Consider the following 20649-nt stretch of genomic DNA (forward strand, 5'->3'; position numbering starts at 1 on the left):
TGTGACTTTGTAGAGCTGTATGCTTGCAAGCGGCGTTTTATAATGGACACAAGATGATGAATAGGGAGGATGAGGGCTATATGAGCCTAGTAACATTTAAAGATGTTGTTAAAAAATATGACAGCACCATTACCGTCAACCATTTGACTTTTGATATTGGCGAAGGCGAGATATTCGGACTGCTTGGGCCCAATGGAGCGGGGAAAAGCACTTCGATCCATATGCTTTCGGGGCTGCTGCCTCTGAGCGGCGGCGAAATTACGGTAGGCGGATTTTCAATTCGCAAGCAGCCGCTGGAGGTCAAGCGCCTCATTGGCCTAGTGCCGCAGGAGCTGGCGATTTACGACATGCTTACCGCTTGGGAAAATGTATCCTTTTTCGCAAAGCTGTATGGACTCAGAGGCAAGCTGCTGAAGCAGCGGGTGGAGGAGTCGCTGCAATTTGTCGGGCTGCTGGAGCGGGCAAAAGACAAGCCGTCAACGTTTTCGGGCGGCATGAAACGCAGGCTTAACATTGCTTGCGCGATTACCCATCGCCCAAAGCTGATTATTATGGATGAGCCGACGGTTGGCATCGATCCGCAGTCGCGCAATCATATTTTGGAGTCGGTGCGCGAGCTTAACCGTCTGGGTTCGGCCATTATTTACACGAGCCATTATATGGAGGAAGTAGATGCCATTTGCTCGAGAATCGGCATTGTCGATAAAGGAAAGCTCATCGCCTGCGGCAGCAAGGAGCAGCTAAGGCAGCAGGTTGGGCAGGAGGAGCGGATTATTTTCGAAGTCGATCAGGCCCATCCGGCTGCGGCGAAGGAGATGGGCGAGCATCCAGCAGTTAAGCACATAGACGAGCAGGATGGTCAGCGGAGACTTGAGGTCACCGTGAAGGATTCGCCCTCCGTCCTTCAGGATTTGCTGTTTATTTTGCAAAAGCACGGCATTACGCTGCGCCAGCTGACCCGCGTCGAGCCGAATTTGGAGTCGTTGTTCCTCCAACTGACCGGCCGCTCGCTGCGCGATGAATAGGAGGTGCGAAAGCATGCGGACATGGTGGATTACGTTAACCTATGAATGGATAAAAATGAGTCGAATGCACGCGCTGCTTGTGGTGCTCGCTGCTCTTCCGCTGCTGCTCATCTATTTGCTCGGCAGCGCTTTTGACAGCGAAATCAAGCCGGCGAAGGTGGCGGTATACAATGCCGATCAAGGGACGATGCGAGAAGGTATAGATGCTTTTTGGCAAGGGGCTGACATCCTTCCATATGCCCGTCCCATAGCCCTCTCCTCGGAGGCTCAGGTGCGGGAAGAGGTGCAGGATGGAACGGCCGATTACGGCGTTATCATTCCTGCGGATTATTCCGACAAGCTTGCAGCCGGAGAAAGCGTTAGCTGGCACACTCTCGAAGGCCATGACGGGAGTAAAAACATTGCGGCCCATTCTATCGTTCGTGCGTACCTGTCTCAGGTGAACATGCAGGCGGCGGCCTTCAAGGTGCTTGGGCCTGAAAGCTTATCCGCGCTGGATAACCGTCAGACGGATGCCGCCGCACTCGTTGAAGTACAGACGCTGGGCGGCGGATCGGATCAATCCTTCGGCTCTGTATCGGCTATTCAATATTATTCTGTCGCTTATTTGATCATGTTTTTGCAGTATGGCGGCATGACAGGAGCCATTTCACTGCTGCGGCAAAAAAGAGAAGGAACCTTACAGCGCTTGTATGGCATCCCTGCCTCGTTCAGTGCGGTTGTAGCCGGCATTATTAGCGGAGCGGCGCTGCTCGGCGTGATGCAGACGATTATTATGATTGTTTTTACCAAGTATGTTTACGGCGTCGATTGGGGAGGGGCATACTGGGGAATTGCCCTTATCTCACTGCTGACCATTATCGCGGGGTCTGGCCTGGCGCTGACGATAGCTTCTTTTGTCAAAACCGTCAAAACGATGCAGACGCTGTTTAACACGCTTATTTTCAGCATGACTTTTTTAAGCGGGGGTATGGTTGCGATGGTTCAGAATAAGCTGGGTCTCATCAGCAAGCTGAATATTAATTTTTGGGCCAATGCGGCGCTGCGTGGGCTGATGGATGGATCAAGCCGCGTTCTCGTTTGGCAAAATATCGGTATTTTGGCGGCTATAGCCGCAGTACTGGCTATTTTTGCGATTATTCGCTTGCCTAAGGTGGTGAAGCAGCATGCGTAGCCTGCCAATTGCGATGCAGCTCATTCGCAGAACGATGGGCACTCGCCGGGGCTTTTTTCTAAATGTGCTGCTTCCTGCAATCGCCTTGTCGGTTATTGCTGGTTTGTTCAGCAGCCTGCAAGCGGATAAAGAAATTATTGCTGTCAGCAATGCAGATCGAGGAGCTTTCGGCGCTTACATGCTGGATCTTGTCAATCAGGACTCGCTTTATGAGGTGAAAATGCAGACAGATTCGACGGGCAAGCTGGTTAGGGAAGCTGTTGCAACTGGTGACGCAGATGCGGCGATTTTTATTCCAGCCGATTTTACGGAGCGTTTGCTTGCCGGCGAGCAGCCGCAGCCGGTGCTATATCGCTGGACGGAGCAGTTGTGGAACGCCTCGCTGCTATCCTCGCTTGAGACTCAGGCGCGCAGTATGGCAGCTTCCGTCGAATTGCTGCAATCGGCCTCTGGCGGTGCTGCGCTCGATGCCGGGAAGCTTAGCGAGCTGCTGGAGCAGCAGGCGAGGCATGCGGTCAGCGCGCAACATACTCCTATGAAGCTAGGTGTAGTTGCTGCCAATCCGATTATGATTGGGTCGATTTTGCTTTTTCTCATGCTGCTGGTCAGCCAGTCTGTCGGCTTCATTATGGAGGATCGTGAAATGCGGACGATGCAGCGCATGTATACAGCGCCGCTTCGCGCCCTTGATATTGCTTTAGGCAATTATTTAGGCAGCATAATAGTGGGTACCATTCAGCTTGTGCTGGTGCTTTCGCTGACTTATTTTGTGTTTGGATATTCGCCAGGCGTTTCCTTCGGGGCTATGCTTTTCGTATTGGAATGCTTTATGCTGGCGGCAATAGGCGTTATGACGGCAGTTGGGGGACTCGTGCGAAATGCCCATCAGCTGAGTCAAATCAATTTGCTCATAGTCACGCCTACCTCGATGATCAGCGGCTGTTTTTTTCCGCTATCGATGATGCCGGATTTTTTGCAGAAGCTGGCCAATTTTATGCCGCAAAAATGGGCGCTGCTGGCCATTGACCGACTGAGCATAGGTGGCGGGCTCATAGATATTGCCCAGCCGATTCTGATTTTAATGCTGTTCGCCGTCATCCTGCTTATTTTCGGAGCAGCTGTGCTTCGTCCAAGTCATCAATAATGAGCATTCAGCTTCCCTATTGAATCGTTTACAATAGTGCATGTACTTGCTCACTGGCGCAGCTGCTGGTGGGGAGTGCTTGCGCTATTTTTGCGTCGACTTGTTGCCGAGAATGCCTGAAAATCGAGCGGTATAAAAATAAGGAGCGATAAGTGAACCTTTTGACTCCGTTAATTGTTTATAGGGTGTACATGGCAAGAGCGAGAGGAGGGAAAGCGGGTTATGACGGAAAGAGAGCTGTTTGAGCAATATAACAAGGACGTCTATAAAACGTGCTACTATATGCTCCGAAATGCAGCGGACGCGGAAGATATATGCCAGGAAGTGTTCGTGACGGCATTCCGCAAGGAATGGCGGCAGGTTGAGCAGCTGAAAGCGTGGCTGCTGCGTTTGACAGTTAATTCCTGTCTAAATGCAATCCGCCGCTCCAAAAACGGGAGGCTGAAAGAAAGCTTAAGCGGCTGGCTGTCGCGCAGACAACCGGAAACGGTGGAGCAGGTGGTCGAGAAGCGGGAAGCGCATCAAGAATACAGCAGGCTCGTGGAGCAGCTGCCGCTGAAAATCCGCACGGTAATAGCGCTGCGCTATATGCAGGAGCAGACAATGCCAGAAATAGCGGACATTCTAGGTATTCCTGTAGGCACGGTGAAGTCGCGGCTGCACAAAGGGTTAAAGCTGATGAAGCAGTCGCTGGAGGCCAAAGACGGTAATTATGAACAAGGAGGCATGCATTATGAAACCATCAGAGAACGAAATGATTCAGCGCTTGAAAAAAGCTGAACCGCCAGCCTATCCTGATTTTGAGGCGATGTGGCAGCGAATTGGGCATGCAGGCGTTGAAGCTGCTGCCAGCAGCAAGGAGGCAGTCGGAACAGCAGGTTTTCAAGTTAGCGGAGCAAGCTCGCAGCAGGGCAGCGGTGCGGAAGCATCGGGACGCGAAGCGGTGCGCCTGTTGAAGAAGCCGCGCAGCCTGAGGCGTGGTCTAGTGATTGCGGCGGCAATTGCATTAGTTGCGGCGACTCCTGTTTTTGCCTATCAACTAGATTGGGTTCATCTGTTGAATGGCAGAAGCGGCATTCAATCGGCTCTTGCTCAAGGCATGGGACAAAAAATGGAGAAGTCGGCCGTACAGGACGGCGCGATCTTTACGATTCATACGGCGGTTGTTGATGACAACCGTACAGTATTGCTTTACAGTCTCGCTCCAGCCGGCGGAGAGGACGGTTATTTATCCTTTTCAGATATGCGATTGACGGATTCAAAGGGGAAAGCGATTGAAGGCAGCTATTCGATGAGAGGCTGGGATGAGGCCAGCCATTCATACCGTGGTTATTTCGAGACGGAATGGACGCCAGAGCAGCTGGTGGATCAGGTGGATTTTTCGGCGTCGGGGGCAAGCTTTATTTCGAACGCCGCCATCCCAATAGAGCTGGACCTAACTAGCGATAGCATACAACGCTTTAATTTGGATCAGGATGGGATGGGCAAGCTGGAGGTCCAGCTTTTCAAGCAAAATGGGGATGAGGTTTTGCTTTCCTCCGCGCTCAGCTTTACAGATGAAACTGTAAAGGGTTATGCGTTCCCAGAGTTAACAATTAAGAGCGGGGACAGTCTCGTTAAAACAAGCCGCAGCGGGACATTTGGGAAGCCGGGGCCTAATGGTGAATATACGATGCTGCAATATTTTAAGCTGAGTGATTTAACGAGCAGCGATTTTACCTATAGCCTCAGCTATGCCCGTGAAGAAGGACAAATTGACGGAGGGTGGAGCATACCGCTTGAGCTGGACAAGCAGCAGATGCTTTCCGGCACGATTAAACGTGACGTTCAGGTGCCGATTGATTTGCAGCAAAATAGCTTTAAAATCGATCAGATTGTCATTACGCCAACCCAAATCAGGCTTACAACAAGCCATGAGCAAAAATATATGCAGTACCCTTTCCAAAATTATAAGCTCGATGTTGGAGGAACATTGTTAGAAGGTTACCTTTGGGGAGGCAGTGAACCTTATAACAATGCTATACGGTTTGAGCGTCCGCAGGGACTTGTTATTTCGGAGCAGACCCCGATTACGCTCATTCAAAGCTATGAGGTAACAACGCATACAGACAAAGATGCAGTCATTCATTTGAGCGATATAAAGGAAGAGAAGCAGTACATGACGACGGAAGTAGGCGGCTATCCAGTTAAGTGGACCTATTACCGTAAAGGTTCAGATGTGTTCATCCAAAACGAAAGCGACGACAAAACGTTCGGCGGTGTCAACCAGACGTTCCGTGGAAAAGGGAGAGACAGCGTGCCTAGCGAAATACTAACCGCTAATTTCTCCGGCGACGGCATTAACAGCTCGACAGAGGTTTACCGGAACTATGAGGGAGACAGCCTTGATTTGTCCATCTATTACTACACGACGGATGCACCGGATAAGGAGCTGCGCACGCCGCTGCTGCCATAAAAACGATAAGATGCTCCAAAAAGATTAGTTCGAGCGCATCCAGCGCTTGCTGCAAGCCGCCCAATTTGGGCGGCTTGTATTATTTTTTTGCCCAAAATCAGCTTTTGCATTAAAATTAGTCAATAAACCAAGTTGCCAGAACATAGGATGGAGTATAAGATAGAAACAAGAACAAATTGTCAGAACATTTAGTCAAATTTGTGAAAGGTGTTACGACACAGTTTTGAAGGAGGGATTGCCGTGAATAAGAGCCACGAAGTCGAGTATTGCAATTTGGAGCTGCGATTTGAACGGCGGCAAATCCAAAATCTCATCCGCGATCTCATTCAGGAAGGGTACTCCTTGTATTGGAGCGAAACGGAGGTCCAGTTTCTCATCTCGATTCGAACAGGCCGCAAGCTGGTGAAGCTTAAGTTTCAGCGGATGAAGGATAGCTACAAGATGGTGGGAGACTATGTAATCCGGGACGAGAGGTTGTCGGAGCTGCTGGAAAAGCTCATTAATGATTCCAGAGGTCATGCGGTGGTCAAGCGAATGAAGGATCGTCAAATCGTCATTGAGAGCATTATGTTCGGTGAGATTATACGACTTGTGGAGGTGTCCGGTATGGAACATCGGATTATTTATCAGAAGAAGCCGCTTGTCACCATGGAAGAAATGATCAAAGCTTTTCAATCCAAACGAGCAGAGGAGCGCGTTCCGGTGCTGCGCTATGAGCTTGATTACGAGCTATCCGTTCTGCATGAAGCACTGGGAGCTGAGGATGAGGCTGCTGTCCTTTCGTCAAAAGCAAAGCTTGGCGAGCTGCGGCTGGAAATGCTGCAACTTGAATTGTAAACGTCGTCTATTTCAGAACAAAGGTTGTACAAAATAGATAAAGCGGGATTAGCCACTGCGGTTATTCCCGTTTTTTTTATTTTTTCTTAAAATATATTCAGAATGGCAACGCCGTTAGCTAGTGGAAGGTCGCATTCTGGCGCAATATAAGGTAAACTTTCTAAAGCGGTCAATAAAACTGATGGTGTTTTGGTTATATTTTTAAACCCTACTAGTTTTCTTCTCTGCACAAAAGGAGTAAAATAGAGCTATTGTTGACCCAAATACAATAACAAAGGATGGAAGAACCAGATGTCTAAACAGCAAATCGGTGTAATTGGCTTGGCAGTCATGGGCAAAAATTTGGCCCTTAATATTGAAAGCAGAGGCTTTACGGTGTCGGTATTTAACCGTTCCCGCGAGAAAACGGACGACCTGATCCAGGAAGCAGCAGGCAAGAATCTCGTTGCTGCTTATACAGTGGAAGAGTTCGTACAATCGCTTGAAGTGCCGCGCAAAATCCTTATCATGGTACAAGCAGGCGCGGGTACTGATGCTACAATTGACTCCCTGTTGCCGCATCTGGACAAAGGCGACATCATTATCGACGGCGGCAACGCTTATTTCCCTGACACACAGCGCCGTTCCAAAGCGCTTGAAGATAAAGGCATCCGCTTCATCGGCACGGGCGTATCCGGCGGCGAAGAGGGCGCACTGAAAGGCCCTTCCATCATGCCAGGCGGACAAGAGTCAGCTTACAAGCTGGTTGAGCCAATCCTTACAGCTATTTCGGCAAAAGTCGGCGACGACGCTTGCTGCACATACATTGGACCAGACGGCGCAGGCCACTATGTAAAAATGGTGCATAACGGCATCGAGTACGGCGACATGCAGCTGATCTGCGAAGCTTACGATCTGCTCAAAAACGTGCTTGACGTTAGCGTTGAAGAGCTGCACAGCATTTTCAGCGAGTGGAACAAAGGCGAGCTGGACAGCTACCTGATTGAAATTACAACCGACATCTTCTCGAAATACGATGAAGAAACAGGCAAGCCGATGGTAGATGTGATTTTGGACTCCGCTGGTCAAAAAGGTACTGGCAAATGGACAAGCCAAAGCTCGCTCGATTTGGGCGTTCCTCTTTCGATCATTACGGAATCCGTATTTACCCGCTTCCTGTCCGCAATGAAGGAAGAGCGCGTAGCAGCAAGCAAAGTGCTTAGCGGTCCTGCAAAACAACCATTCCAAGGCGACAGAGCGGCATTCATCGAATCCGTACGCAAAGCCTTGTTTGCAAGTAAAATTTGCTCTTATGCGCAAGGTTTTGCTCAAATGCGTGCAGCTTCCGATGAATATAATTGGAACCTGCAATACGGCGAAATCGCGAAAATCTTCCGCGGCGGCTGCATTATCCGTGCCCGCTTCCTGCAAAACATTACAGATGCTTACAACCGCGATGCGGATCTGCGCAACCTGCTGCTTGATCCTTACTTCAAGGAAATCGTTGAATCGTACCAAGGCGCATGGCGTGAAGTGGTTTCCGTAGCTGTAGCAAACGGTACGCCAGTTCCGGCATTCGCAAGTGCGCTTGCTTACTTTGACAGCTACCGTACAGAGCGTCTTCCAGCGAACCTGCTTCAAGCACAACGCGACTACTTCGGCGCACATACGTTCAAGCGTCTGGACAAAGAAGGCACATTCCACTATAACTGGATTCAATCTTAATCGAGACCTTAAGAGGAGCGAGCGGCATTATTCGTGCGGCTCGCTCCTTTTTGCTGCGATTAAACCGTGGGACGCTTCCTTCAGCCAGCTCCGCAAACGATCGGCTTCCTGGTCGGAAGCGCGTCCGCGATGAATGAGGCTCATGGCCGCTTCAGCAAAGCAATGAAAATTACGCATCAATCGTGGCTGCGACAAACCTGTTAAACCAGGATCATCGTCAGCCACCTTTTTTTTAATATATTCGAGCATCCAGATGACATCTTCGCGGGAAAGCGGATGATTGGGGTTTAAAATACGGCTAATACGCAATTCCGCCTTCTGTGCGGCTGAGTGTTCACGATCATTGGTCATGACGGCAGCCCTCCTATCGTTCTAATTATTATCAACGATACGGCAAAACGAACTTTTTTATACCCGATTCGCTGCAAAAAATGATATGATGGTTGAAGAAATTAATAGGATACACTAATTTGATGGGGGCACTAGAGAATGAATCAGGAGGCAGGCCGCCACGGCAAAATTGTGCTGGTAGGCTTTATGGGAACAGGGAAATCGACCGTCAGCCGCCTGCTGGCCGAGCAGCTCGGATATGCAAGATTCGATACCGATGAGGAAATCGAACGCTCGCAGGGCAAGCGGGTCGCAGAGCTGTTTGCGGAAATCGGAGAAGCAGGCTTTCGTGATTTGGAGAGCGGCATGATTCAAGAGCTGCTAAGCCGCAAGGAGCCAGCTATTATTGCGACAGGTGGAGGCGCTGTTTTGCGTGAAGCCAATCGTGAGGCGATGCTGAGTGGGAGTCTCGTTGTCGCGCTCAAGGCTAGCGCCGAGCAGATTATTGCGAGGGTGCAGTCCGATTCGTCAAGGCCGCTGCTGCAAGGCGACGTTGCCGCGAATGTGAATCGGATTATGGAGCAGCGCAGGCACGCTTACGATTTTGCGCATCTTGTGCTGGATACGACATCGCTCAATGTGCATGCTGTATGCGCAACTATATTACAGACAAGGGAGACAAAATAAATGACAGATGTTTTAGTTACGCCAACACCTAAGCTAAGCGGGGAAATTCAAGCGCTTTCCTCGAAAAATTATACGACCCGCTATTTGCTTGTTGCGGCTCTTGCTGAAGGCACGAGCACGATTTATTATCCCGCTCACAGTGAGGACAGCGATGCGATGCGCCGCTGTATTCGCGATTTGGGTGCTGTTGTAGAAGAGGACGAAGAGAAAATCGTTATAACCGGCTTTGGCCGCAGTCCAAAGGATGTAAAGGAGCTGGATGTAGGCAATGCGGGAGCTGTTCTGCGTTTCTTGATGGCTATCGCATCGCTCTGCCCGGATGTGACGTTTGTAAACCGTTATCCGGATTCGCTAGGCAAACGCCCCCACAGTGATTTAATTGATGCGCTTGGGCAAATTGGCGTGCAAGTGTCCCATAATGAAGGCAAGCTGCCGATCACGATTAAGGGTGGACAAGCGAAGGGCGGCAAAATTCAAGTGTCCGGCGCTGTCAGCTCGCAATTTTTGAGCGCCTTGCTGTTTCTGACTCCGCTGCTTGCAGAGGACAGTGAAATTGAAGTGCTGAATGATTTGAAATCCAAGGTTGTTGTTGGACAAACGCTGGAGGTGCTGGAGCAAGCGGGCATCGTCATTCATGCGAGCGAGGATTTGATGAGCTATCGCATTCCAGGCGGCCAAAGCTACGAAGCGAAAACCTATATCGTACAGGGAGATTATCCAGGTTCGGCAGCGATTCTCGCGGCTGCGGCAGTGACGCAATCGGATGTTATCGTGCACCGTCTCGCTGAGAAAAGCAAGCAGGGCGAGCGTGCGATCGTGGATGTGCTTCGCATGATGGAAGTGCCGCTTACTCATGACAATGATATTGTTCATGTCAAGGGCAACGGCAAGCTGAAAGCCATTGAGTTCGACGGCGACCAAGCGACGGATGCGGTGCTGGCGATGGTAGCAGCAGCTGTATTTGCAGAAGGCACCTCGCGTTTCTATGATGTTGAAAATTTGCGATATAAGGAATGCGACCGCATTACCGACTACTTGAACGAGCTTCGCAAGGCGGGAGCGAATGTAGAAGAGCGTCAAAGTGAAATTATCGTCCACGGACGTCCAGAAGGCGTTGAAGGCGGCGTCGAGATTAATGCGCATTATGACCACCGCGTCATTATGGCACTCTCGATTGTCGGACTGCGCTCGAAGCAGCCGATTCGAATTCGTGACGCGCACCATGTGGCGAAGTCTTACCCGATTTATTTTGACCATTTGAAGGCGCTTGGTGCGAACGTAGAGTGGGTAGAATAAACTTGAGGTAGAAGAAATAAATAGGTGGAATAAGGGAGGAGCGGTTCATATGGCATTTGAAAATCCATCACGCGAGGAAATTAAGCAGCTGCTTGAGCAAAGCGCTACTGTAGCAGTGGTCGGCTTGTCTGACAAGCCTGACCGTGTCTCCTACATGGTATCGCAGGCGATGCAGGCTAAAGGCTATCGCATCATTCCGGTTAATCCAGCTGCGAAGGCGGCAGAAATTTTGGGTGAAACCCGCTATGAGACGTTAAGTGATATTCCGTTTAAAGTGGACATCGTCAATGTTTTCAGACGCAGCGAGCAGACCCCGCAAGTCGCGGAGGAAGCCGTTGCCATTGGTGCGAAAATTTTATGGCTCCAGCTTGGCATAGCTAATGATGAAGCGGCGAGCATTGCTGAAGCTGGTGGATTGCAAGTGATTATGGACCGCTGCATTAAGGTAGAAGATTCGATTTTGCTCCCACAAGGAAAATCCAAAACCTGACTGTAATAAAAAACCGATCGACTTAGCACAATAAGAAAGGCTTCAAGGGGCGATGCAGCATGTCGTTCATGAAGACTTTCTTTTTAAATGTCGAGGAGGACAACACGTGAATCAAATGTCGCAACAGCCAGGATATTTCCAAGGGCAGCAAGGTCAACTGGGTCAACAAGGTCAGTTTTCGAACAACTATCAGCCAGCGGGCTTCGTACAGTCGCATTATCAAGGCCAACTGAGCCAACCAACCTTTAACCAGAACCAAAGCAGCATTGTGCAATCTCCTATCGGCGGTAATCAGGCGACGAACCAGCACAGCTACAGCTCTGCTTCATATTTGCCAAGCCATCAACAAAATACAGGCATGATGCAGCATCAATATCAGCCGAACAGCGGTTACCAATCGTTCACGGCGCAGCCACATGTTTCAAGCTATACTTCGCACCTAGGCTCAACTAATTATGCAACGAACCCTGTAATCTCGCACTTAGGCTACCAAGCGAGCCCGCAGCAGCATTATGTACAGTCCCACACGGGGTATGCAGGCCAAAACCAAAACTTCTCAAGCGGCGGATATGCAGGCATGTCCAATAACCAAAACCAAACGCATGGCGGCATGCCAGTACAATCGGCGACAGGTCAAAATCCGGTGTACCACGCAACGAACGCATATGCACAGTCCGGTCCGGTCATTGCGCAATTGGGATGGCAGGCTGGCCCAAATCGCTAAGCCATTTACGCAGGGCGTAAGCTAAGCCCGCCGCTGTAACGTTATAATAAGGAAGAATCATCAACAGGAGCGGGCCGAAAGGCCCGCTCTTCACTTTGACAAAACGTGCGGAAAGCCTTACCATCGAGAAAAAGACATTTTAATCAGCAAAGGGGGTACGAAAGTGAATATATTAGGAAGCCTGCAGCAGCTCGGAAGAGCATTTATGCTGCCAATGATTGTGCTTCCAGCAGCAGCTATATTTTCGAGCCTCAGTCAATTGCCATGGGATTATATTGGATTGCCGCAGCTAACGCTTTATTTGCAGGCTGCAAGTCATGCCATTTTTACTTACCTTCCTTATTTGTTTGCGGTAGGCATTGCGCTTGGCATGACAGGAAATGCGCTTGCAGCTGCTTTATCGGCACTCGGCGGGATGTTCATTTATGTAGGCATCACGCAGACAGCTGTGCCGGAAATTGAGCCGACGGTGTTTATCGGAACGTTGATGGGCATTATCTCAGGCTTTAGTTATGAACGATTTAAAAATTTGCGTTTGCCTGAATACATACAGTTTTTTGGAGGGCCGCGGTTTGTACCGCTGTTCGTCAGCTTTATATCGGTCTTATTTTCCATATTTATGATTGGACTCACGCCATATATTGAACGGATGCTTGAAGAGCTTGGCAACATTGTAGCTTCAGGAGGCGGGTTCGGTGTTTTTCTTTACGGCTTTGTCCATCGGATTTTGGTCGTGTTTGGTCTGCACCATCTCGTCAGCCATGTTTTCTGGTTCCAGATTGGCGGTTATACGACGGCGGATGGGACAACCGTATATGGCGACTTGCCGCGGTTTTTCTCTGGAGATCCGACAGCAGGCGTGTTTATGGCGGGGATGTATCCGACGATGATGTTTGCATTGCCCGCTATCGCGCTTGCCATTATTCATGAGGCAAGGGAGGATCTTAAGCCGAAAATCCGCAAAACGTTTATGTACGCGGCGCTTGCCTCCTTTTTGACCGGTGTGACCGAGCCTGTGGAATTTGCCTTTCTGTTCGTTGCGCCATATTTGTTCGTCGTTCATGCACTGCTCTCAGGCGTCATTATGTGGGTGACGTATGAGCTGGGCATTCGCCACGGTTTTTCATTCTCTGGCGGAGCGATTGATTTTATCGTCAACGAGCATTTGGCTACGCGGGGCTGGCTGCTCATACCCATTGGTATTGTGGTCGGGCTCATTTATTATTTTCTGTTTCGCTGGGCGATCGACCGTTTTCAAATACCGACTCCAGGGCGCGAGGAAGGCTCGCATCTCGATGAGTGGGCTGGCGATATTCCGCAGCGTGCGCCGCTTATTTTACAGGCGATTGGCGGCAAGGACAATATTGTGAAAATGGAATCATGCATTACGCGGCTGCGATTGAAGGTAGCCAATGAGAAGCAGCTTGATATCGCGGCGCTGCGCAATTTGGGAGCAGCCGGGGTCATTCGGCTTGGCGGCGGCAATGTGCAGGTTGTCTTCGGCACATATTCGGAGCTGATCCGCGGTGAAATTTTGAATACGATTCAGCGGGATCAAGAGCAGGTGCTGTTCAGCTCGCCGATGCAAGGAAAGATGATCGCGCTCAGCGAAGTGCCCGATCCGATTTTTTCCGGCAAGCTGGTTGGCGACGGTGTTGCTTTCATACCGGATAAAGGAGAGCTTGTCTCGCCCGTCAAAGGGGAAGTTATTCATATTTACCCGACGATGCATGCGATTGGCATTCGAACGCCGGAAGGGCTTGAGGTGCTGCTTCATATCGGCATTGACACGTCCCTGCTTGGCGGCAAAGGTTATTTCAAATCCGCTGTCAAAGAAGGGGACAAGGTGCTTCCAGGCGACTTGCTCATCCGCTTTAATTTGCAGCAGGTTCGCAAGGAAAGCAAATCGCTGGCGACTCCGATGGTCATTACCAATTCGGATCTCGTGCGTTCATGGCGATTCGCACCGTATAAAACCGTTAAAAAAGGACAATCTTCCGTAATGTCAGTAGTGCTTAAAGAGATACAAGTTGGAGGGGAAAGGCCATGATACAAGGTATTGGAGCGTCAGCAGGCATAGCGATCGGAAAATCTTTCGTATTGCCCAGCTGGGAGTGGGAGCTGCCGGAGCAGCGCATCGATGTTGCTGATTTTGCCCGTGAGTTCGAGCGAGTATATGAAGGCATCCGAACGTCAAAATTCGAAATCGAGCAAATGAAGGACGAGCTGCGGGAAGTGGTTGGTCCTTCGGAAACCCATATTTTTGACGCGCATCTTGCGATTTTGGACGACCCGGTGTTTATGAATGAAATTCAAGGCATTATTAGCCGGCAATACAAGGCAGCAGAGGTAGCAGTCAAGGAAGCGATCGATCATTTTGTGACGATGTTTGATTTGCTGGATGATGAATATATGAAGGAGCGTGCGCTGGATATAAAGGATGTCGGCAATCGGCTGCTCAAGCATTTGCTTGGCGTGCCGGAAATTAAGCTTCCGTCCAACACAAAGCCGTTTATTCTCGTCGCCAAGGAGCTTTCGCCTTCGCAGCTTGCCCATATAAATCCGCAAAATGTACTTGGCATTGTTACGCTGGCAGGGAGCACGACTTCCCATTCCGCTATTATGGCGAGGGCGCTCGGCGTTCCGCTCGTCGTTGGAGTGGAAGCGAAGCTGGAGGAACCGATTCAGACGGGACAGATGATCGTGCTCGATGGCGGTGACGGTGTCATGTATGTACAGCCGGCTCAGGAGATTGTGGCGCTATATTCAGCGAAACAGCGGCAGCAGCAGGAAGCGAAAACCCGTCTGCGCGATATCGTCGATCATAAGCCGATAACGCCGGATGGCAAGCGGCTGGAGCTTGCGGCCAATATCAGCTCCTTCAAAGAGCTGGAAATTGCTTTATCGAGCGGGGCGCATGGCGTAGGCTTGTTCCGCACCGAGTTTTTATATATGGACCGCAATCGCTTCCCACTGGAGGAGGAGCAGTTCGACGTATACCGCAGCGTAGCGGAGAAGCTGGAAGGCAAAACGGTCATTATTAGGACGCTTGATATAGGCGGTGACAAGCAGCTCGATTATTTTAATATTGCTGAGGAAGACAATCCGTTTCTAGGCTATCGTGCCATCCGCATCTCACTGGATCGTAAGGATCTGTTTAAAGTACAGCTTAGGGCGATATTGCGGGCAAGCCATTATGGACAGGTTAAGCTGATGTATCCGCTCATTTCCTCGGTTGAGGAAGTACGTGCAGCAAATGCAGTATTAGCTGAGGCGAAGCAGGAGCTGGAGCAGGAGGGCCAGCCGTATAACCGGGATTTGCAGGTTGGTGTCATGATCGAGGTTCCGGCTGCGGTTATTATTGCTGATTTGCTGGCAGGCGAGGTCGATTTTTTCAGCATTGGCACGAATGATTTGGTGCAGTTCACCCTTGCTGTAGACCGAATGAATGAGGAGATTTCGCATTTGTACGAGCCATTCCATCCCGCAGTGCTGCGGATGCTTAAGCTCACGATTGATGCGGCGCGCCGAAGCGGCATTAAGGTGGGGGTATGCGGAGAGCTGGCTGGCGATGTCAAGGCGCTGCCAATATGGCTGAGCCTTGATGTCGATGAGCTTAGTATTTCATCGCATTCGCTGCTGCAGGTGAAAGAGCGGCTGCTCCGCACAAGGCAGGAAGACAGCCGCTTGCTGCTTCCGAAGCTGCTGGAATGCCGCACGAGTGCGGGCATTCATGAGCTGCTTGGAAAGTTTATGGATGAAAATGATGCCAGAAGACAAAGCGCCTCTATTTCTTAAAATATAAGAATTTATAAGTTTTACATTTATAAATAGACGTATATTTCACCCTTGAAACGGTTGCTTGCCGCCAAAGGACGGCTTCAGCCGTTTACGCTTGGCCTTTGTATTGCTCTAAGGCGTCAACGAAAGCTTTGGCGTATGGCGGAAGATCCGGCGGACGTCTCGCAGAAATGAGGTTTCCGTCTACGACAACCGCCTCGTCAAACCATTCGGCACCGGCATTTTCCATATCGTCACGAATGCCAGGCGTGGAAGTGACCTTGCGGCCTTGCAATATTTTAGCGGAAATAAGCACCCAGCCGGCATGGCAAATTTGGCCAATCGGCTTGCCGGCAGCATCAAGCTCCTGCACAAGCTCAAGCACTTTAGGGTAGCGGCGGAGCTTGTCCGGTGCCCAGCCTCCAGGAACGAGCAGACCAATAATATCGCTGCTGTTCACTTCATCAAAGCTGAGGTCGGCAACGGCGGGTACGCCATATTTTCCAATATGCTTCTTGCCCTTCTCAGGACCTGCATAAAGAACGGTAGCTCCCGCCTCGCGCACGCGATATACCGGATACCATAGCTCCAAATCTTCAAATTCATCATCCAGCAGGCAAATAACGGTTTTATTGTGTAAGGACACAGCTTTCCCTCCATTTCATATTGTCTTACCTATTGTATCGAAGGAGAACTTATGAAGCAAACCATAGTAAAGCGTACGGTGAGGGTGCTTCGCTGTATTCCAGCCGTATTCGGCATGGCAGCGATTTTTGCCGCATCAGCGACGACAGGCGAAGAGATGAATACGCTGCTGCCCTTTTTTCAAAAGCTGTTCCCGCAAATGGCGAGCTTTGATTGGGGACATTTTGTCGCATATTTTATGCTTGCTGCTACCATCGATTTCGCAATCGGTGCAAGAGCCGATCGTCTAGGCATCAAAGTGCTGATCGTACTGCTGTGCGGCCTCTATGGCATTACAGACGAATTTCATCAATCTTTCGTAGGCGGCAGAATGCCGGATGTGGCCGATGTTCGCAATGACATGATTGGAGCGACTGTGTGGGTTATTCTAGTGGCACTACCGCCAGTACGCCGGTTATGGCGGCGCATCGCTCGGTAATCCCGTTGTTTACACAAATGTTATAAATCAGTAAACAGCAGCGGAGAATTATCGTTCATTTTCAATAGTAAAAATTACATAAGGCTGAAAGCAGGAGTTTTCGCGAAAAAGGTCGAATATTTTACGCATCTCAAATTATGAGCATAAACGGAGATGAAGGGCGGTACAGCCGTCCGCGTGAAGGAGTGGACCAACTTGGAAAAGCGGTGTCATTGTGGTGACATCATGAAGATGAAGCTACGTACCGTCATTTATTCTGGGAAAGTGGAAATAGACAATGTGCCTATTTATTCCTGTGTAGCCTGCAGTCGAAGTGAAGTGTTTCCAGAAGTAAAGCCCGATTTGACTGGTCTGATTGCTCAGCTGGGAGCGGAGCCAGCGAAGCAGACCTTTTTTTTCGATGAATGTAATGAATGGGCAAGTCTGCTCGTCATTGCCAGAAATACGAAGAAGCAATCCGATCCTGCTGCAGTGGAACGACTTATTCAGGAGCGGATCGATGCGCTGCTGGACCTGCTGCTGCTTGCTCAAGGGCTTGAGGATGAAGGTTGGATAGCGGATATTACGAAGCGGCTGGGCCAAATCAGTCGGCCGACGAGGCATACATAATGCAATAAAGCGATGAGTTTGCGAGCAGATGCTTGTTTGGAAATGAAGGCGCCCCGGCGCTAACATTGCGAAAAGTAATATTTTGTCGTATGATTATTCTATTGTGCAGTGGGCGAAAGTAAAAAATCTGAGATAATGGAGAGAAGGACCTTGACGGTAACCATTTATGATGTAGCAAGAGAAGCAGGAGTATCTATGGCTACGGTTTCCCGGGTTGTCAATAACAATCCAAATGTGAAACCCGCAACCCGCAAGAAGGTTTACGAGGCCATTGAGCGTCTGGGATACCGTCCTAATGCGGTAGCTAGGGGTCTTGCAAGCAAGAAAACAACGACAGTTGGTGTCGTAATCCCTGATATTTCCAACGCTATTTTTGCTGAAGTGGCACGGGGTATTGAAGACATTGCGAATATGTATCACTATAATATTATTTTGTGTAATGCGGATAAGAAGAAGGATAAAGAAATCCGCGTTATTAACACGCTGCTGGAGAAGCAGGTTGACGGTTTGCTCTTTATGGGCGGTGCTGTAACGGAAGAGCATATGCAGGCGTTCAAAACAACGAATGTCCCAATCGTATTATGTGCAACTACGGATGAGAACGGTGAAATTCCTTCCGTTGATATTAATCATGAGGAAGCAGCTTTTGATGCGGTCAACAAATTGCTGGAGCAAGGCCACCGTCGGATTGCGATGATCAGTGGCACATTGCAGGACCCTGCGAATGGTTATGCTCGTTTCCAAGGTTACAAGCGGGCGCTTGAGACAGCTGGCATTGCTTATGATGACACGCTTGTTCGTATCGGAAACTATCGTTATGAATCCGGTATCGATGCTATGAAATATTTTATTGAGCTTGACGAGCGTCCGACTGCGGTATTCTCGGCAACAGATGAAATGGCCATTGGTGCCATTCATATGATTCAAGACTCCGGTCTGAGCGTGCCAGGCGACATTTCCGTTATTAGCGTAGATAACAGCCGTATGGCTTCGATGGTTCGTCCGCAATTGACAGCCGTTGCCCAGCCTATGTACGATATCGGAGCGGTATCGATGCGTCTGCTCACGAAGCTGATGAATAAAGAAAATGTGGATCACTCCAAAGTTATTTTGCCGCATGAAGTGATTGTGCGCCAGTCTGTTGGAGGGGTATAGGAAGTATGACTTTTAACAAAATAGGCATCATTGGGGCGATGGTTGAAGAGATTGAGCTTCTCGGTCAGCACGTCCAAGTAACCAAGGAAACGGTGAAGGCGGGCATTACTTATTACGAAGGCCAGTTTCATGGCAAGACCATTATTTATTGCAAATCCGGTGTTGGCAAAGTCAATGCTGCTGTATGTACACAAATTTTAATTGATTTGGGTGCGGATTGCGTGCTGTTTACCGGTGTAGCCGGAGCCGTTGATCCAAGTCTGAATATTGGTGATATTGTCGTGTCCACAAGCTGTGTTCAGCATGATATGGATTGCTCGCCGCTAGGCTTCGCACGCGGTGAAATTCCATTCCATGCGCGTTCGGAATTTGTGGCGGATGAGCGTCTGGTTCAGCTGGCAGTTGATTCGAGCAATCGCTTGTTTGAGGGACGCAGCTTGAAAGGCATCGTGTTATCTGGCGACCAATTTATTGCGAGCCGCGAGACGGTTGCGCTGCTGCGTGAAACGATGAACGGTGCTTGTGCGGAAATGGAAGGCGCATCAGTAGCCCATGTATGCGATATGAATGAGGTACCCTTCGTGGTCATCCGCTCCATGTCGGACAAGGCTGACGGGTCTGCTCATGTCAATTTCCCAGAATTCACGGTGAAGGCAGCCAATAACTCCTACGCAATTATTGACGACATGCTTCGACATATGTAGTTCATAAGAAGGTACAAAACCGCCATCCGGGCACACGGGATGGCGGTTTTTGTCGTTGGAAAACGACGTTCAAAATAGGAAATGGATAGAAATAATTATATTCCGATAGGAATTATCTATTTTAATTGACAGCGATAGGAAAAGCATTGTACGATTCATCTTGCCACCAGCATTTTACTATTTTTGGTTAAATGAGGAGGAGAGAAGAAAAAAGATAGGGTAGAGCAGTGCTGAGACGAATTAAAAGACAGAACATTCTGAAAATAAGGCTGTTGGCGAAAATTAAACTTTAGGATAGGTGGAGATAGGTAATGGCAGACGTTAGCTGTGTCGTATGCAAATCGGAAATTAGCGTGGAGTCGGATGTTATAAGTGGGGAAATCGTAGAGTGCTCGTCATGCGGACAAGAGCATGAGGTGCATGCTGTAAATAATAGCATTTCAGTAGCATTAGCTCCCGAGATTGAAGAAACTTGGGGCGAGTAGAGGAGCCTGGGGTATGAAGCAGACAAATACGGATATTTTGCTTTGTGTGACGAAGCTGCGAGAGGAAGAAAAGCGCATTTATGAATTGCTCCAGCAGGCGGGACATCATGTCCAGGTAAATTTGGATTCGATGGAGCTGCCGCTTGAGCAAGGCTGGGCCGATCAATATGGTGTCGCACTCATTCGCTGCCTCTCGCAGAAAAAAGCGCTAAGCCGCTCGACGATGCTGGAATTATCCGGCATTGAAACGATCAATTCGGTTAAAGCGATTAACATTTGCACGAACAAAATTCATCAAGCAATCGTGTTTCAAAAGCATAACATTCCGCAGCCCCGCTTCAAGGTCGCTTTTACAGCAGACAAAATCCTCGAATCGTTCGAGGATTTTGGCAACATATTTGTGATCAAGCCACCCAGCTCCTCCTGGGGAAGAGGCATTGCCCGCATTGTTGGCAAGGAATGCCTAGATGGCTGGATTGCGGCACGGGAATCGCTTGATCCGACCCAGCAGTCCTTTCCTGTACTCATACAGGAATACGTGGACAAGGGGGATTATGATATTCGCGTTGTCATTGTTGGCCGGAAGCCAATCGTTGCATTTCGGCGTGTGTCGGTCGACAACTGGAAGACGAATACGCATTTGGGAGCAGAGGTTGAGCCTTTTGCTATCAATCAGGAAATCGAATGGATTTGCAGCAAGCTGACCGAGGTGCTCGGTGAAGGCATCTATGGCTTGGATTTATTTTATGACTATCAAAATAAACGTTATCTCGTATGCGAGGTTAATCAAAACCCGGAGTTTTCAAAGTCATGGAAAATTCATGGCGTCGACGTAGCCGCTCATATCGCGCTTTATTTGCAGGGGAAGTTGGCATCTAGAACAAGGCAGGAGGTTAACGCATAGAGCTTGGTGCATAGTGTTTAGTG

21 protein-coding genes are annotated in these 20649 nt (G+C 49.5%); 19 read left to right on the forward strand and 2 right to left on the reverse strand.

Features of this window, described 5'->3' with window-relative positions; genetic code table 11:
* Positions 1–80: 80 nt before the first annotated feature.
* The 7 genes from MHB80_RS11700 to gndA all read left to right on the forward strand — a co-directional run bounded on the left by MHB80_RS11700 (position 81) and on the right by gndA (position 8339).
* Positions 81–1025 carry an ABC transporter ATP-binding protein gene (locus tag MHB80_RS11700; RefSeq protein WP_341282297.1) on the forward strand — a complete coding sequence of 315 codons (945 nt, stop codon included), beginning with the start codon at positions 81–83 and terminating at the stop codon, positions 1023–1025.
* Positions 1026–1038: 13 nt separating this feature from the next.
* Positions 1039–2199 (forward strand): ABC transporter permease, encoded by a 1161-nt coding sequence (locus MHB80_RS11705; protein ID WP_341282298.1) that lies wholly within the window; start codon positions 1039–1041, stop codon positions 2197–2199.
* The gene (locus tag MHB80_RS11710; RefSeq protein ID WP_341282299.1) at positions 2192–3343 is read left to right on the forward strand and encodes an ABC transporter permease; all 1152 of its coding nucleotides are present in this window, start codon (positions 2192–2194) and stop codon (positions 3341–3343) included. Before MHB80_RS11705 ends, MHB80_RS11710 begins: the two co-directional genes overlap by 8 nt.
* 222 nt (positions 3344–3565) lie before the next feature.
* On the forward strand, positions 3566–4123 hold the full coding sequence (locus tag MHB80_RS11715; RefSeq protein WP_341282300.1) for an RNA polymerase sigma factor: 558 nt from the start codon (positions 3566–3568) through the stop codon (positions 4121–4123).
* Positions 4077–5798: a DUF4179 domain-containing protein gene (locus MHB80_RS11720; RefSeq protein WP_341282301.1), complete on the forward strand. Its 1722-nt coding sequence runs from the start codon at positions 4077–4079 to the stop codon at positions 5796–5798. The genes MHB80_RS11715 and MHB80_RS11720 overlap by 47 nt, the downstream gene beginning before the upstream one ends.
* Positions 5799–6038: 240 nt before the next feature.
* The gene (locus MHB80_RS11725; RefSeq protein ID WP_341282302.1) at positions 6039–6635 is read left to right on the forward strand and encodes a hypothetical protein; all 597 of its coding nucleotides are present in this window, start codon (positions 6039–6041) and stop codon (positions 6633–6635) included.
* A gap of 291 nt (positions 6636–6926) precedes the next feature.
* On the forward strand, positions 6927–8339 hold the full coding sequence (gndA, locus tag MHB80_RS11730) for an NADP-dependent phosphogluconate dehydrogenase (protein ID WP_341282303.1): 1413 nt from the start codon (positions 6927–6929) through the stop codon (positions 8337–8339).
* 27 nt (positions 8340–8366) lie between these two features.
* Here gndA and MHB80_RS11735 read toward each other — a convergent pair whose 3' ends face one another.
* Positions 8367–8690, reverse strand: a complete 324-nt coding sequence (locus tag MHB80_RS11735; RefSeq protein ID WP_341282304.1) for a hypothetical protein — start codon at positions 8688–8690, stop codon at positions 8367–8369.
* 138 nt (positions 8691–8828) lie between these two features.
* Here MHB80_RS11735 and MHB80_RS11740 point away from each other — a divergent pair, with 138 nt between their 5' ends.
* From MHB80_RS11740 to ptsP, 6 genes are all read left to right on the forward strand, one after another.
* The gene (locus MHB80_RS11740) at positions 8829–9356 is read left to right on the forward strand and encodes a shikimate kinase (protein WP_341282305.1); all 528 of its coding nucleotides are present in this window, start codon (positions 8829–8831) and stop codon (positions 9354–9356) included.
* Positions 9357–10652 carry a 3-phosphoshikimate 1-carboxyvinyltransferase gene (gene aroA, locus MHB80_RS11745; protein ID WP_341282306.1) on the forward strand — a complete coding sequence of 432 codons (1296 nt, stop codon included), beginning with the start codon at positions 9357–9359 and terminating at the stop codon, positions 10650–10652.
* 49 nt (positions 10653–10701) lie between these two features.
* The gene (locus tag MHB80_RS11750) at positions 10702–11142 is read left to right on the forward strand and encodes a CoA-binding protein (protein ID WP_341282307.1); all 441 of its coding nucleotides are present in this window, start codon (positions 10702–10704) and stop codon (positions 11140–11142) included.
* Between the two features lie 106 nt (positions 11143–11248).
* On the forward strand, positions 11249–11866 hold the full coding sequence (locus MHB80_RS11755) for a hypothetical protein (RefSeq protein WP_341282308.1): 618 nt from the start codon (positions 11249–11251) through the stop codon (positions 11864–11866).
* Between the two features lie 163 nt (positions 11867–12029).
* Complete coding sequence (locus tag MHB80_RS11760; RefSeq protein ID WP_341282309.1) at positions 12030–13916, forward strand: glucose PTS transporter subunit IIA; 1887 nt, start codon at positions 12030–12032, stop codon at positions 13914–13916.
* A complete protein-coding gene (gene ptsP / locus MHB80_RS11765) occupies positions 13913–15664 on the forward strand; it encodes a phosphoenolpyruvate--protein phosphotransferase (RefSeq protein ID WP_341282310.1) in 1752 nt (583 codons plus the stop codon). Before MHB80_RS11760 ends, ptsP begins: the two co-directional genes overlap by 4 nt.
* 91 nt (positions 15665–15755) lie before the next feature.
* Here ptsP and MHB80_RS11770 read toward each other — a convergent pair whose 3' ends face one another.
* Positions 15756–16292 (reverse strand): type 1 glutamine amidotransferase domain-containing protein, encoded by a 537-nt coding sequence (locus MHB80_RS11770; RefSeq protein WP_341282311.1) that lies wholly within the window; start codon positions 16290–16292, stop codon positions 15756–15758.
* 51 nt (positions 16293–16343) lie between these two features.
* On the opposite strand from MHB80_RS11770, the gene MHB80_RS11775 reads away from it, so the two are divergent.
* From MHB80_RS11775 to MHB80_RS11800, 6 genes are all read left to right on the forward strand, one after another.
* Complete coding sequence (locus MHB80_RS11775) at positions 16344–16769, forward strand: VanZ family protein (protein ID WP_341282312.1); 426 nt, start codon at positions 16344–16346, stop codon at positions 16767–16769.
* A gap of 195 nt (positions 16770–16964) precedes the next feature.
* Positions 16965–17378, forward strand: a complete 414-nt coding sequence (locus MHB80_RS11780) for a hypothetical protein (RefSeq protein WP_341282943.1) — start codon at positions 16965–16967, stop codon at positions 17376–17378.
* Positions 17379–17528: 150 nt separating this feature from the next.
* The gene (gene ccpA / locus MHB80_RS11785) at positions 17529–18533 is read left to right on the forward strand and encodes a catabolite control protein A (protein ID WP_341282313.1); all 1005 of its coding nucleotides are present in this window, start codon (positions 17529–17531) and stop codon (positions 18531–18533) included.
* Between the two features lie 5 nt (positions 18534–18538).
* Positions 18539–19237, forward strand: coding sequence for a 5'-methylthioadenosine/adenosylhomocysteine nucleosidase (locus tag MHB80_RS11790; RefSeq protein ID WP_341282314.1), 699 nt, complete (start codon positions 18539–18541; stop codon positions 19235–19237).
* 311 nt (positions 19238–19548) lie between these two features.
* On the forward strand, positions 19549–19722 hold the full coding sequence (locus MHB80_RS11795; RefSeq protein ID WP_341282315.1) for a lysine biosynthesis protein LysW: 174 nt from the start codon (positions 19549–19551) through the stop codon (positions 19720–19722).
* Positions 19723–19735: 13 nt separating this feature from the next.
* Positions 19736–20626, forward strand: a complete 891-nt coding sequence (locus MHB80_RS11800; protein WP_341282316.1) for a RimK family alpha-L-glutamate ligase — start codon at positions 19736–19738, stop codon at positions 20624–20626.
* Positions 20627–20649 lie beyond the last annotated feature (23 nt).

This window comes from Paenibacillus sp. FSL H8-0537 (assembly GCF_038051995.1).
Taxonomy (GTDB): domain Bacteria; phylum Bacillota; class Bacilli; order Paenibacillales; family Paenibacillaceae; genus Pristimantibacillus.